Annotated in this window: 12 protein-coding genes and 1 pseudogene; 1 reads left to right on the top strand and 12 read right to left on the bottom strand. The window is 60.2% G+C overall.

The window, feature by feature from the left end:
* Positions 1-75: 75 nt before the first annotated feature.
* The 11 genes and pseudogenes from ACQY8Q_RS00465 to ACQY8Q_RS00515 all read right to left on the bottom strand — a co-directional run.
* A pseudogene (locus ACQY8Q_RS00465) lies at positions 76-363 on the bottom strand (SDR family oxidoreductase); the annotation flags it as partial.
* Between the two features lie 112 nt (positions 364-475).
* Positions 476-1,231 (bottom strand): SDR family NAD(P)-dependent oxidoreductase, encoded by a 756-nt coding sequence (locus ACQY8Q_RS00470; RefSeq protein ID WP_428423558.1) that lies wholly within the window; start codon positions 1,229-1,231, stop codon positions 476-478.
* Positions 1,232-1,249: 18 nt separating this feature from the next.
* A complete protein-coding gene (locus ACQY8Q_RS00475; protein ID WP_428423560.1) occupies positions 1,250-2,023 on the bottom strand; it encodes an SDR family NAD(P)-dependent oxidoreductase in 774 nt (257 codons plus the stop codon).
* The gene (locus tag ACQY8Q_RS00480) at positions 2,020-3,528 is read right to left on the bottom strand and encodes an FGGY-family carbohydrate kinase (protein WP_428423562.1); all 1,509 of its coding nucleotides are present in this window, start codon (positions 3,526-3,528) and stop codon (positions 2,020-2,022) included. The genes ACQY8Q_RS00475 and ACQY8Q_RS00480 overlap by 4 nt, the downstream gene beginning before the upstream one ends.
* A gap of 48 nt (positions 3,529-3,576) precedes the next feature.
* Positions 3,577-3,912, bottom strand: coding sequence for a carboxymuconolactone decarboxylase family protein (locus tag ACQY8Q_RS00485; RefSeq protein WP_428423564.1), 336 nt, complete (start codon positions 3,910-3,912; stop codon positions 3,577-3,579).
* A 9-nt stretch (positions 3,913-3,921) separates the two neighbouring features.
* Positions 3,922-5,514 (bottom strand): acetoin dehydrogenase dihydrolipoyllysine-residue acetyltransferase subunit, encoded by a 1,593-nt coding sequence (locus ACQY8Q_RS00490; protein WP_428423566.1) that lies wholly within the window; start codon positions 5,512-5,514, stop codon positions 3,922-3,924.
* An 8-nt stretch (positions 5,515-5,522) separates the two neighbouring features.
* A complete protein-coding gene (locus ACQY8Q_RS00495) occupies positions 5,523-6,497 on the bottom strand; it encodes an alpha-ketoacid dehydrogenase subunit beta (protein ID WP_428423568.1) in 975 nt (324 codons plus the stop codon).
* Complete coding sequence (locus ACQY8Q_RS00500) at positions 6,497-7,564, bottom strand: thiamine pyrophosphate-dependent dehydrogenase E1 component subunit alpha (RefSeq protein ID WP_428423570.1); 1,068 nt, start codon at positions 7,562-7,564, stop codon at positions 6,497-6,499. Before ACQY8Q_RS00500 ends, ACQY8Q_RS00495 begins: the two co-directional genes overlap by 1 nt.
* Positions 7,565-7,583: 19 nt before the next feature.
* The gene (locus ACQY8Q_RS00505; RefSeq protein ID WP_428423573.1) at positions 7,584-8,585 is read right to left on the bottom strand and encodes an ABC transporter permease; all 1,002 of its coding nucleotides are present in this window, start codon (positions 8,583-8,585) and stop codon (positions 7,584-7,586) included.
* Positions 8,582-10,096, bottom strand: a complete 1,515-nt coding sequence (locus tag ACQY8Q_RS00510; protein WP_428423575.1) for a sugar ABC transporter ATP-binding protein — start codon at positions 10,094-10,096, stop codon at positions 8,582-8,584. The genes ACQY8Q_RS00505 and ACQY8Q_RS00510 overlap by 4 nt, the downstream gene beginning before the upstream one ends.
* Positions 10,097-10,164: 68 nt before the next feature.
* Positions 10,165-11,112 (bottom strand): sugar ABC transporter substrate-binding protein, encoded by a 948-nt coding sequence (locus ACQY8Q_RS00515; protein ID WP_428423577.1) that lies wholly within the window; start codon positions 11,110-11,112, stop codon positions 10,165-10,167.
* Between the two features lie 139 nt (positions 11,113-11,251).
* Here ACQY8Q_RS00515 and ACQY8Q_RS00520 point away from each other — a divergent pair, with 139 nt between their 5' ends.
* Positions 11,252-12,226: a sugar-binding transcriptional regulator gene (locus ACQY8Q_RS00520; RefSeq protein WP_428423579.1), complete on the top strand. Its 975-nt coding sequence runs from the start codon at positions 11,252-11,254 to the stop codon at positions 12,224-12,226.
* Positions 12,227-12,506: 280 nt separating this feature from the next.
* Here the strand turns inward: ACQY8Q_RS00520 and ACQY8Q_RS00525 are convergent, their stop codons facing one another.
* Complete coding sequence (locus ACQY8Q_RS00525) at positions 12,507-13,406, bottom strand: LysR substrate-binding domain-containing protein (RefSeq protein WP_428423581.1); 900 nt, start codon at positions 13,404-13,406, stop codon at positions 12,507-12,509.
* Positions 13,407-13,417: the final 11 nt, after the last annotated feature.

A 13,417-nucleotide genomic window follows, 5' to 3' on the forward strand; every position in this document is an offset into this window, starting at 1 on the left:
TCTGAACCCTGTGCCTCACCTCTGGCAAGAGGCTCGCGCGTGGGCCACAGCCTTACGATTTCCTGCGGCTTGCTATCAGACCTGTGCCAGGCCTCCATCGACAAAGGCTTCGCCGCCGGTCATAAAGCTTCTATCCGAAGATGCCAGGACCGCCGCGACGGCCCCAGTCTCTGATGGCTCGCCCATGCGTGCGAGCACCGTTGTAGCTCCGCTTGCGTTCATTCCTTCGTCACCGAGAACTTCCAGTGCCAGCTCCGTCGTGATCGGGCCAGGCGACATCACATTGACGCGGATGCCGGTGCCTCGTAGGTCCAGTGCCTCGCTGCGTGCCAAGTTTCGGACCGTTGCCTTGGTTGCGCTGTGCAGTGGGCGGTACTAGGCGAATGAAAACGCGGGGGAAATCTTGCTGAAAATCAGTACTAGACCGATCTACAGAACGAGTATCATCTCGCCGACTTGGATCAGGACATCGCAATTAACTCAACACAATTCCACCATCGACATTAAGTGTTTGTCCGGTAATGAATGCCGCATCATCTGACGCCAAGAAAGCGACTGCGCCCACCACGTCCTCCGGATCACCTATCCGGCGCATCGCGGTTTTGTCCTGCCAAGCCTTTCGGACAGTCGGATCGTCGAGATTGACGCGCCCCATATCTGTCAGGATGATGCCGGGGCAGACGCAATTGGCTGTGATGCCATCGACACCGACCTCCTGCGCCAGAACCCGTGTGAACCCCATGACTGCTGCCTTGGAGGCGGAGTAATGCGCCTGTTCCGGCGCGCCATGCTTGCCGCCGATAGACGCGATGTTGACGATGCGGCCATATTTGCGGGCCTTCATCATCGGCAGGACCGACTGTATGACAAGGAAGGTGCCCTTGGCATTCACGTCCATGACGCTGTCCCAGTATTCTTCTTTCAGGCCTTCGACATCGCCGGAAATCAAAATGCCGGCATTGTTGACCACGGCATCGAGATGGCCGAAGGCGGCAGCGATCTCTTCCGCCATCCGGCCGACATCAGCCTTGCTGCTGACATCGGCGAACACCACAAGCGCTTTGCGGCCGAGCGCCTCGATCTCCAGCGCGACGTCTGAAAGTACGTCTTTCTGACGCTTGATGTCGTTTATCGCCACATCATAGCCACGCTTGGCCATACCCACTGCGATGGCCCTGCCGATGCCGCGGCTTGCGCCGGTGACCAGCACCGTTCTTGTCGGTTCGCTCATTTTTCCAATTCCTCCAGGTTACATTGCCGTATAGCCGCCATCGACCGTCAGCACCGTGCCGGTGATGTAGCTTGACGCATCGGCAGCGAGAAATAGAACAGCATTGGCGATTTCTCGCGGCTCGCCGAGGCGACCCATCGGCGTCATGCGCATCCAAGTGCCAAACCATTCCTCGTTGCTGCGCCCCCGCAACGTCAGTTCGGTGCCGACATAGCCGGGCGCGACAGCGTTCACGCGCACGCCCAGCTTGGCCCATTCCACCGCCAGCGATTTGGTCAGTAGGTTCACCCCCGCCTTCGCCGCATTGTAGGAGACCTGTGGCTGCGGATAGACCGTTACCTCGCCGCAGATGGACGAAATATTGACGATCGCACCGCGTCCATCCGCAATCATGCGCCGGCCGAAGGCCTGCGAACTATGAAAGACCCCGCCCAGATCGATATCGATCACGGATTTCCAGTCGTCCAGGCTCATCTCGGCGGCCGGCGCATTACGAACGATGCCCGCATTGTTGACCAGAATATCGATCCTGTCATGCGCGGCATAGAGACGCTCGACCACCTCGGCGATCTGGTCGCGATCCGTGACATCAAGCGCAACGGCGCTCGCCTTGCCGCCCGCTTGTTTGATTGCGGACGTTGCGACAGCCGCTTCGGCCGTGTCGCGGTCGGCGATCACCACATGCGCGCCGGCAGCCGCCAACCGTTCGGCGACCGCCCGGCCTATTCCACGGGCAGCTCCCGTTACCACCGCGACTTTGCCGTCCAGCCTGAAATCCGCGTCTCCCGTCATGCCGTGGTCCCCCTCATCTCGCGAATGGATTTCAAGACGGGATAGAGCGCCCGGTACTGTTGGTAGATCTCGTTATAGAGCGCTGTCTCGCGCGGGCGGGGCTCAACGCGCTTTCCGGGTTTGACCATCGAAGCGATCCCGTCGTCGATCGTGGCGAAATGGCCGGCGCCATGGGCCGCCAGCACGGCAGAACCCACAGACGGCGCATCGCGGGATGCGGGCACGCAGACCGGCAGGCCCGCCGTGTCGGCGTGGATCTGCAGCCAGAGATCCGATGCCCCAGCTCCGCCGCCGACGGTGATCTCCTGGCCGCTATAGCCCGCCTCCGCCATGGCGTCGAGGATCGCGCGGGTGCCGAAACCTATCCCTTCCATGATGGCCCTGAAAATGTGAGCCGGCTCATGCGCAAGCGTCAGGCCGATAATGGCGCCGCGGGACAGCGGATCGGTATAAGGGGTACGATTGCCCTGGAAATGATCTTGCACGATCAACCCGTCGCAGCCCGGTTCCAGCGCCACCGCTTTGCGGTTCAGTTCGTCGAGATTCATCGCGCCGTTCATCACTCGCCCGAGCCAGGCGATGATCGAACCCGTAGAGGTCTGTCCGCCCTCGACGATGTATCGCTTTGGATAGACGCAATCGGGATAGCTCCCCCAAATGCCGGGGGCGTTGAGCGGCGTCTCCGAAACACCGAATTGCAGATGAGAGGAGCCGGTGATCAGCGCGAGCTGCCCCGGCCGCGCCACGCCAAGACCGATCATGCCGATCAGCGCATCCGCGCCGCCCTGCACGAGCTTGACCGTCGCGCGAAGCCCCAGCGCTTCGGACGCCCTGGCGGTGAGCGTACCAACCACTTCGCCGGGAGCCACCACGCGCTGTGGCCATTTCTGCATCAGTTCGGGTATGCCGAGCGCCTCGACCAGCGATGTCGCCCATCCGCCTCGATCCGTCTGGTAATGCCAGCGTAGCGCGACGTTGTTAAGACTGGCGGCACGCTCGCCGGTCAGCCGCAGCGTCATGAAGTCCTGATATTCGCAGATAGTGTGCGCCGCCTTGAAGATCTCCGGCTCGTTGCGGGCGATCCACAAGGCCTTCGGGATCATCCATTCGGCCGAGACCGGCCCTTTGCCGCCGCCATTGGTGATCAGCGCACCATCGCCGGTGGCCAGCACCGCGTCGGCCTCCGCATTGGCGCGCACATCCATCCAGATGATGGCGGGGCGAAGCGCGCGTCCATCGCGGTCAAGCGCAACCACCGTGCAACTGGTGGTCGCAAGGCAGATCGCTTCAATCGCTTTGGGATCCACCTGGCTCTCGGTGATAGCCTGGCAGGATGCGGTCACAAACGCGTTCCACCAGTCCTCCGGGTTCTGCTCGGCGCGCGCGCCACTTGAAAACTTCGTCTCATAGGGAACGGCGGCGCTGCCGAGGCAGGTGCCCGACAGATCGTAAACGCGGGCGCGCAGGCTTTCGGTACCGCCATCCGCCGTCAGAAAATAGGCCATTTAACCCTCCTCCTCTGCCGATCCCTCCAGAACAGCAGATCTCTTCCGTTATTGCAGTCCCCGCAGGATTTCCAGCGCTTTTGCGGCATACATCACCGCCGGACCACCACCCATTTCGACAGCGACCTCAAGCGCTTCCACCAGCTCCGCCTCGGTTGCCCCGTGCTTCATGGCGGCATCAACGTGATAGACGATGCAATCGTCGCATCCTTTCGACACGGCAATGGCGACTGCGATCAGTTCTCGCTGCGCCGAGGAGAATGCACCTGCCGTCGTCGCCACCTTGCTGATGCGGGCAAAACCGCCGAACAGCTCTGGGCTGGTCTTGGCAAAGGTGCCAATGCGGCGCTGGGCGTCTTTCAGAGTGTCCGTTGCAGTGCTCATCTATTAACCTCAAGCTCTTTCAGAAAGAAGGATATCGAGAACATCCTTCGGCTGGTCCCATTGCGGCATGTGGCCGGAGCGGGACAGGAGATGGATGGCGACACGCGGCGAAACGGATGTCACGTGCCGCCACGGAATGATGCGATCTTCCAGACCGAAGATGACGCGTGTTCCCACGCTAGCCGCCAGCTTTTCAAGCTTGGAGAGGCTGTCAACCTTTTGTCCGGATGGACCGGCAATAGCGGAGGCAAGTGCTGCCAGGCGCCCCTTCGCCAGATCCGCTGCAAGGGCGGTGAGCGCGCCATCCGATAGCTGGACGGGATTGACCGACAGGCGCCGCAGGAGATGCGACACTTCCGCAGCCACTGTTGCCTGCGCCATGCCACGGACGAAGTCGCCATCGATCTCTGGTCCAAGACCCGCAGGAGCGAGAAGCGTCAGCGAGGCCACCCGATCCGGAATCATCACCGCGAAATCCACGGCCGCCACGCATCCGAGCGAATGCGCGACGATATCGAACGACCCGGTCGGGGCAACGCGCTGGAGAAATGCGGCAAGATCTGCTGACAGATCGGCCGCGGCGGACGCCGCAATCTGCGTCAGCCCATGACCAGGCAGGTCGGGAATGAGAACGCGATGTCCGGCGCGCTTCAGCCCGGAGGCAACGGCTGCCCATGTGGTGCGGTCGCCCGCAAATCCATGCAGCAGAAGAACCGTGCGGCCTGCCGAGTTGCCCGTGTCAAGATAGGCCATGCGGCCGCGAGGCAGGTCCGCAAACAACACATCGTCCAGCGCCTTGCCGTTCGTTTGCGGCGTGCCGGAAAGGACGGCAAGCACATCGACCTTTTCCACCCGCGCCCGACGCCCAGTGCCCGAAACGGTCTGGAGATCCACACCATGCAGGCGCGCCAGACGACGGACCACGGGGGTCGCGCGAACGGGTCCGTCTGTAGCGGCGGCGCGATCCCGGATTTCCGTTTGCACGTGTGGCGCGGAGTAGGGTTTGGTAGGCGCTTCCGCCTCGGCAGTTTTCACGTCCAGAGCATCCGATGCCGAAATTGCAATGCGGGCAATGGGTTGGCCAACCGCCACCATTTCTCCGTCGCCCCGCAGGATGGAGACAAGCGTTCCGTCCATCAATGCGGGAAATTCGGCAATGGTTTTGTCCGTTTCGATTTCGATAATGGCTTCACCGCGTGCAAATCTGTCACCCGGCGCTTTCAGCCACTTGGCAACGCGGCCCTCGTCCATCGTTTCGCCGAGACGCGGCATGTCGAGATCGATTTCCACCATACCTGCCAGCGTGACCTGAGCCGGCACGTCTGGCTCTTCCGCAGACATATCGCCATCTTCGGCGGTCCAGTCCGGGCCGATACCAATATCGATGCGGGCGAGCGGCTGACCGACTTCCACCGTGTCGCCGACAACGGCGATGATGTCATGCAACGTGCCGTCGCCAAGCGCTGGAAATTCGGCGATGGTCTTGTCGGTCTCAATTTCGATGATCGGATCGCCACGTTTGAAGGCATCGCCGGGCTGGATGAGCCAGCCGACGACTTTTCCTTCATCCATAGTCTCGCCGAGGCGAGGCATCTTTAGCATTCGTTCTGTCATCTCACCATTCTCTCGGCAGTGCTGGCGATCAGGGCGGCGGTGGGAACGCTGTTGGTTTCAAGGTCCTGCGATACGGAGATCGGGATATCCTCACCCGCCACGCGCACGACCGGCTGTTCGAGGAAATCGAAGCATTCTTCCGTGATGCGGGCAGACAATTCGGCGGCAACCCCGGATGTCATGACGGCCTCCGTTACCACCATCGCCTTGCCTACCCGTTCCACATGCTCGCGCACGGTGTCGAAATCGAGGGGGTTGAGCGTGCGAAGATCAATCACGGTCAACTCTATGCCCTTCTTTGACAGAGCTTCGGCTGCCTCCATCGCGTAATGCACCTGACGCGAATACGTGACGATGACGAGATCCTTGCCTTCCCGGCGCACTGCGGCCTTGCCCCACGGCAGAGGCTCGGCGTCGAGATCCACGTCCTCCTTGCGGGTGTAGAGCGCCTTGTGCTCGATGAAGACGACCGGATCGGGCTTGGTCAGGCTCTGGCGCAGCAGATGATAGGCATCAGCCACTGTCGCCGGCATGGCGAGCCGCAGGCCCGGCGTGTGCATGACCCAGGCCTCAAGGCTCTGGGAATGCTGAGCGCCGGCGGACCGGCCCGTGCCACCCTGCGTGCGCAGCACCATCGGCACTCCGGTCTGACCGCCGAACATATAGCGGATTTTCGCCGCTTGGTTTGCGAGTTGGTCCATGGTCATGCCGAGAAAGTCGATGTACATCAGCTCAGCCACTGGACGCAGGCCGGTCATGGCCGCGCCGACGGCGGCTCCGATGATGGCAGGCTCCGAAATAGGCGTGTCGATCAGCCGGTCCGCTCCATGGATCTTGATGAGATCCTTGGTCACGCCATATGCGCCGCCATACCGGCCGACTTCCTCGCCGATAACGACAATGGACTTGTCTTCCATCATTGCATCATCCAGCGCCTTGCGCAGCGCGTCTCTATAGGTCATCGCGGTCATTATGCTTCATCCCTGGCAAGTACGCGATCGATTCGGGTTCTGACGGGCTCCGGTTCCGGCTCGCCGACGGCATAGACGTCGCGGAACATCGAGCTGAGCGGGGGCGCCTTGGAGTCGACGGAAAAGTCGATGGTGGCGTCCATTTCGGCCGCGATGGCTTTGTCGAGATCGTCGAGAGACGCCTCCTTTTCCAGACCGGTCTCGATCAGGCGGTCGCGGGCAAAGCGCACTGGATCCTTCTTTCGGCCCTCCAGCTCTTCCTCTTCCTGGCGGTAGGGGCTTTTGTCCATGCGAGCGTGGCCGAAGAAACGGTAGACGTCGATGGAAAGAAAGCCGGGCTTGCCCGCGCGAGCGTCGTCCACCAGCCAGCGGGCGGCAGACTGCACGGCCTCGACGTCGAGACCGTCCACGACCGCGCCGTTCAGCCCGAAGGCCTTGGCGCGCTGATCGAAGGCCGTGTTGCGGGTGGCCTGATCGACTCGGGTGCCCATGCCGTACTGGTTGTTGATGCAGACAAACAGCACCGGCAGATCCCAAAGGGCCGCCATATTCATGCTTTCGTAGAGAATGCCCTGCTGCATTGCGCCGTCACCGAAGAAGGCGACGGAGACAGAGCCCTTGTTGAAGTACTTTGACGACAGGCCCGCTCCGACCACCGCCGGAATGCCGCCACCTACGATCGCATTCGCGCCCAGATGCCCGAGCGCCATGTCGGCGATGTGCATCGATCCGCCCTTGCCCTTGCAATAGCCGGTTTCCTTGCCGCCGATTTCCGCCATCATCTGTTTGGGATCGGCGCCGCGCGCCAAAAAGATGCCGTGGCCGCGGTGATGGGTGGTGAAGGTATCCTGCGGCTGCATGGCGTCACAGACCCCGGCAGCGGTCGATTCCTCGCCGATCGACAGATGCAGCATTGAGCCGGCCGATTGACCGCGGATGAACAGCTCGCCGACGCGTTCCTCAAAGGTCCGGATGCGCCGCATGGTGCGATAGAGATCCAGTAAATTGGAATTGGTGTGGCCTTGCGTGGCCCTACTCTCGCCCGACAGTTCGGTTTTGATTGTCATGGATATGCCGTCCTCGATCTCAGAGAAGTTTGAGCTTGGTGGTGCGGGAGACGATGGCCACCGCAATCAGAATGATGAGGCCCTTCACGATGCTCTGGATATACGTGTCCATGCCGATGAGGTTGAGCCCGTTGTTGATGACGCCAATGAACAGCGCGCCGAAGAAGGTGCCGGTGATCGTCGCCGTGCCCGGCCGGAACATCGTCATACCGATGAACACGGTGGCCAGACCATCCAGCAGGTAACGTTCGCCCGCATTGGGCTGGCCGGAGCCTAGGCGGGCGGCCAGCAACGCGCCGGCGATGCCCGCAAATACGCTGCACACGATCATAGCGGCAGCGCGGTAGAACCGACCGTTGACGCCGGACAGTTCGGCCGCCTTCAGGTTGCCGCCCACCGCGTAGATGTAGCGGCCGAAAATGGTCCGCTCCATCAGGAACCACGCAAGCACTACGAAAGTAGCCATGAAGTAGGCCAGCACCGGAATGCCGAAAAGCTGGCCCTGGCCGAGAAACAGATATTCCTCCGGCAAACCGCCATAGATGGCGCGTCCGCCCGTCATCAAAAAGTTGATGCCGTAGAGGATCGAACCCGTAGCGAGCGTGGCGATGAGCGACGGCACGCCGACAAGCGTGACCAACGCCGAATTGACCGCACCAACGGCGAAGCCTGCAGCGATACCGGCCAGAAGTGCCAAGGGCAGTGGTACGCCGGAGATCAGAAGCAGCGGCACCAGAATTCCGGCAAGACCAACCATATAACCGACGGACAGGTCCATCTCACGGGCAGCGAAGCCAAAGGTCAGGCCAGCACCCACGATGGTCAGCATCGAAATCTGCTGGATGATATTGAGCAGATTGGAGGTGGTGAGAAACCGATCCACCGTCAGCGCAAAGCCGAGAAAAAGCAGGATCAGCGCAAAGAGCGTGCTGTATTTAAGTATCCAGTCGCGGTGTACCGGGCTAGGTGAGGAAGTGCTCGGACGGGCGGCCTTGGATGAGGCCGGGGACTCGGCGGTCATGGGGAAACTCCTGCCATGGCGGAAATGAAACGTGCCTCAGAAAAGGCCGGACGTTCGAGGCCGGCTGCGGCCTCGCCGTTGACGAAGGGCACGACGCGGTCGGCGATATCAGCAATTTCCAACAGATCCGACGAGGCAACGACGACGGCTGCACCCTGCGCGGCGAGCTTGCGCAACTGTGCGTGGATCTCGCGCTTCGCACCGATATCGACACCTTCGGTCGGTTCCACGAAAATCATCAGGCGATAGCGGGCCTCGGCCCCGTACAGCCATTTGCCGATCGACACTTTCTGCTTATTGCCGCCGCTCAGATCCTTGATCATCTGGCTGTGCGAATGCGCCTTTACATTGAGAAGCGCCATGATGACATTGGCTTCTCGCGCTTCCCGTGCCGGTGAAATTACACCGGTCGAGCCAAACGCCCCGTAGTCGGGATGCACCATGGCGAGGTTTTCACGCACGTCCCAGTCGCCGATCAGCGAGTTTTCCATGCGCTGGTCGGGAATGAAGGCGACGCCCTTGCGCTGCATGGTGCGCGCGTCCACGGCCTTCAGAGCCTTGCCGCAGAACCGGTATGCTCCGGCCGTAGCGCCCGTCCCGGTATAAAGCGTGCGCGCAAAGCCGAAGTGTCCGGCTCCGGTTAGTCCGATAAGCCCTACGATTTCGCCAGCGCGGACGGTAAATTTCTCTACGCTTATATTGCCCGCTTTCCAGTCGCGGATGTCGAGCACGGTCTCGCCGATGCTTTTAAGGGTTTTGGTGTCCGTGGCAGCCGACCCTGTCTTGCCGGAACGCTGCAGCATCATATCGACTAGCTGCGCCTCGCTGGTGTCGTCTGCCGCAAGGGTAGCGATATGCCGCCCATCGCGCAGCACGGTCACGCGGTCGCTGAGCGCCTTGATTTCTGAGAGAAAGTGGCTGATCAAAACGATGCCCACCCCCTTGGATGGAAGCGTCCGGATGATGCTCCAGAGGCTTTCCTTCTCGCGGGCGGGAAGTGTGGCTGTCGGTTCATCCAGAATGAGCAGGCGAATTTCTCCGCGCAACGCCCGGACGATCTCGATGACCTTCTGGTCGGCCATGGGCAGGGTCTCGACCGATGCGTCGAGATCGATATCGAGCTGTGGAAACCAGCGTTCTAGCAGATCGCGCGCGCGCTGGCGCAATTTCGTCTTGCTGATGATGCCGAATCCCACTTTTGGCTCACCGCCGAGCAGGATGTTCTGCGCGCCGGTCAGACCCGGCACGAGGCTGCCTTCCTGCGAGACATGGGCAATGCCCTTACGCAACGCATCGCCCGGATTGTGCAACGTGACCGGCTGGCTGTCGATGGCGACAACGCCTCCCGTCGGCTGCTTACTGCCGCCCAGGATGCTGACTAGCGTTGTCTTGCCCGCACCGTTTTCGCCGATCAGTCCATGGACCTCCGTGTAGCGGAAATCGACGGAGACATCATCAAGCGCACGCGTGCCGGGATATTGCATGACAATTCCGGATAGACTGACGGACATGGGTCTCTCCTCCTCACTACGGTCCTGTGACTGCCGGTCCCAACCTCACGCCAGGACCGGCCTTGCGGTCACTTGGGGAGGAAGTCCTTGCAGTTCTGTTTGGTCACGAGCGGTGCATCGAGATAGACCGTCTTCGACGGGATGATCTTTGCAGGGTCTTCCTTCTTCTCGACGATGGCCTCGATCCAGTCACCGACCTGCGCGCCCATCTTCTCAAAGAGCTGGCTGACGGTAGCGATCATCAGGCCGTCCGGCTTGCAAACCTCGGCCACCGCCTGCGGATGTCCGTCGATGCCGATGACCTTGACATTTTTCAGGCCTGCGGCCGTCAGCGCGTTGATGGCCGCCTGTGCCGGTTCGTCCCAGGGCGCCCAGACAGCGTTGATCTGATCGCCGAAGCGGGCGGCATAGTCCTGCATAGTCGAGGTCGTGTCTTCGAAGAAGGCGGTGTAATCGATGTTGTGCTCGGCCAGAACCTTGATATCCGGATATTCCTTGAGGATGGTCTCCATCACGTCGCCGCGCTTGCGGGTGCCGTGATGTTCAGCCATGCGCAAGAAGATGATGTTCCCCTTGCCTCCAAGCTCGTTGAGCAGGTATGGCGAGACGTCAGATGACATCGCCCAATTGTTGGTGGTGATATCGACCATGACACCGGTGATGTATCCACTATCGACTGTAAAAACCGGAATCTTCGCCGCGATAGCCGCGTCGAGTGCCGCGCGCGATGCGCGTAAATCCGCCATGGTGATGACGATGGCATCGACCCCCCGCGACGCCGCATCCTGAAGGTTGGATGCCGTCCGTTCGCCAGATCCTCCACTGTCGAGCAGGCTGATCTTCCAATCCTTACCCTTTTCCTTCAACCAAGCGTCGAAACCGGCTTTCACGCGCTGCTCCGACTGCGCAGCGGCGTTGGCATGAACCCACGCGATGTCCATGGCATTCGCGCCGGCTGCGCCAATCAAAAATGTCACAGCGGTTGCCGCAGCCATCCGCTTCCAAAATTTAGTCATTGCGTTCTCCTCCGCTTGCGAGCCCTCCACATTGACCCGCTTCTCCATTCGCGGTCTTTAAACAGCGAACGATCGAAATCTAAATTGACTTCATTACAAATGTCAATCACAAATACATATGTAATAAACGGGAGAAAATATGTCCGATAGCGAAGAAGCACTTATGGTACGCGCGGCCTGGTTCTATTATGTTGGAGGCCTCAATCAGGAGCAAACAGCTGGAAGGCTTGGGGTCACCCGTGCACGCGTCAACAAGATGCTTTCAGAAGCCCGCGACAGCGGACTGGTGAGCATCTCCATCGACCATCAACGCGTTGGCATGTTACCGTTCGAAGACCACCTACGGATGACTTATGGTCTCGACTTCTGTATCTCCACACCAGCCTTCGGCTTCCAGGATGCGAAGGATGCAGACACCGAAGTCCGCAAACAGATCGCCTTTCGCGCAGTCGGCGTAGCAGCCGCCAACCATTTGAAATCCCTGCTTTCAGAAAGCGAAACCGTAACGATTGGAACGGGCTGGGGGCGCACGATCGAGCAGATGACGCTACAACTGGCAGGCGTTCGCGCGCCCCATGCTCGCTTCATTTCCATCATGGGGTCACTGACGGCAAACAGCGCCTATAACCCATTTGAGGTGGTGCATGCGCTGGCCCGAAGAACGGGTGGTGAGGGGTTCTTTTTGCCCGTGCCTTTCATTGCAGATTCTATCGAGGACAAAAAAGTCCTGCTATCTCAACGCTCAGTGGTCAAAGCGATGGAGATCGCGCGCTCGGCATCGGTATGCTTCATCAGCGCCGGTGAACTGACAGAGGACTCGTTGTTGCGCCGCCAAGGCATGATCTCTCGCGCCGAGCTGGAAAGCCTTAGAAAATGTGGAGCGATCGGAGATACCAACGGCATTTTCTTCGATAGCGAAGGCATGCAGGTCGATCACGATCTCAATAGGAGAACGATTGCTCTTGGGTTCGAGGAGCTCAAGCAGATGCCAGTCATATTGCTTATTGCCGGACAGGATAAGGCGTCGGCGGCAAAGGGATTGCTGAAGAGCGGAATCATTAATGGCCTTATTATTGACGGCGACGCCGCCGAAGCTCTTGTCGCACTCAGTTAAAAAAGGCCGGGCCGCGGTATCATGACGTCATTTTGCAGGATGAAGATAAAATGGCCGACCACGCCGAAGCCCCGGCAGAGCGTAAAGCACAGGAGAAACATGGCCGGGTGCCCGCACAAACGTTCTAGCCGGGCCGGAGCCAAATCAGACGCCATGAACGATATCGAACACGCGACCTCATTGGATCGTTTACACGACATTCAAAAACTTGGCCTAGAGCACTGTGATAACCTTCTCCCTAAGACCTTAAGAACAACATTACCGCCTTGCCGGCGATAGTTCATTCGATCGCCGAAAAGTACGCCGGGATTTGCTGTTCAAAGAACTTCGAAAACGAGCCGATCCGCGGCGGCAGTGTCTGGTACGGGGGGTAGTACAGGGTCAACCACAAGTCTGGCGGCGACCATTCCCGCAGGACGTGTACGAGCCGTCCGGTCCGCAAATGCTCGGCCACATGGAACTTGGGCAGCATAGCGACCCCGGTACCGTCCGCCGCCATGCTCGCTAGCACTTCCCCGCTATTGGCGCTAAAGGCCCGGCCTGCCGAAATCGTGGCGCTGCCGTTTCCATCCGATAACGACCAAGCCTCCCGCTTACTCTCGCCACTGTAAGCAAGGCAATCGTCGGGGCTGAGTTCGTTCGGATGCCGCATCTCCGCAAACCTGCTGCCGGGTGCTGCGACGAGAATACGGTGAACGACGCTGATCTTTCGCCAGATGGTGAATTTGTCCGATGGTGCGGCAGAGATACGGATCGCCAGATCGTAGTCACCGTCGACGATGTTCACCAGTCCGTCCGCAAGCGAGATTTCGAAACTGATCTTTGGAAAGCGCTCCCTAAAGCCGGACAGGATGGGTGGCAGAACCTGCTGACCGAACCAGGTCGGCGCGCTAATCCGCAGCCGGCCGTGATCCGCCTTATGCGTATTCATCACCTCTTTGCGCGCATTCTCCAGCACGTCCATCGCTGGCTGAACCTGCGCGGCATAGATAGCTCCATCCGTCGTCAGAGATACCTGACGCGTCGTTCGAACGAAGAGCTGTACACCAAGGTCTTCCTCCAAGGCGGCGATAGCCCGCGTCACGGCTGCGGGGGTCATGTCCAGCTCGCGTGCGACCTGCGCGAAATTCCGCTTCTCGGCTGCCAGCAGGAATGTTCGAAGAGCCTTGTAGTCATTCATCCTATTATTTC

Source organism: Pararhizobium sp. (assembly GCF_965279435.1).
Classification (GTDB): Bacteria; Pseudomonadota; Alphaproteobacteria; order Rhizobiales; family Rhizobiaceae; genus Pararhizobium.

Bases quoted from the DNA above. Each gene is read 5' to 3' on its own strand.
- ACQY8Q_RS00495 (WP_428423568.1), bottom strand. From the start codon at position 6,497: ATGACCGCGATGACCTATAGAGACGCGCTGCGCAAGGCGCTGGATGAT.
- ACQY8Q_RS00490 (WP_428423566.1), bottom strand. From the start codon at position 5,514: ATGCTAAAGATGCCTCGCCTCGGCGAGACTATGGATGAAGGAAAAGTC.
- ACQY8Q_RS00520 (WP_428423579.1), top strand. From the start codon at position 11,252: ATGTCCGATAGCGAAGAAGCACTTATGGTACGCGCGGCCTGGTTCTAT.
- ACQY8Q_RS00515 (WP_428423577.1), bottom strand. From the start codon at position 11,112: ATGACTAAATTTTGGAAGCGGATGGCTGCGGCAACCGCTGTGACATTT.
- ACQY8Q_RS00480 (WP_428423562.1), bottom strand. From the start codon at position 3,528: ATGGCCTATTTTCTGACGGCGGATGGCGGTACCGAAAGCCTGCGCGCC.
- ACQY8Q_RS00505 (WP_428423573.1), bottom strand. From the start codon at position 8,585: ATGACCGCCGAGTCCCCGGCCTCATCCAAGGCCGCCCGTCCGAGCACT.
- ACQY8Q_RS00510 (WP_428423575.1), bottom strand. From the start codon at position 10,096: ATGTCCGTCAGTCTATCCGGAATTGTCATGCAATATCCCGGCACGCGT.
- ACQY8Q_RS00525 (WP_428423581.1), bottom strand. From the start codon at position 13,406: ATGAATGACTACAAGGCTCTTCGAACATTCCTGCTGGCAGCCGAGAAG.
- ACQY8Q_RS00475 (WP_428423560.1), bottom strand. From the start codon at position 2,023: ATGACGGGAGACGCGGATTTCAGGCTGGACGGCAAAGTCGCGGTGGTA.
- ACQY8Q_RS00470 (WP_428423558.1), bottom strand. From the start codon at position 1,231: ATGAGCGAACCGACAAGAACGGTGCTGGTCACCGGCGCAAGCCGCGGC.
- ACQY8Q_RS00500 (WP_428423570.1), bottom strand. From the start codon at position 7,564: ATGACAATCAAAACCGAACTGTCGGGCGAGAGTAGGGCCACGCAAGGC.
- ACQY8Q_RS00485 (WP_428423564.1), bottom strand. From the start codon at position 3,912: ATGAGCACTGCAACGGACACTCTGAAAGACGCCCAGCGCCGCATTGGC.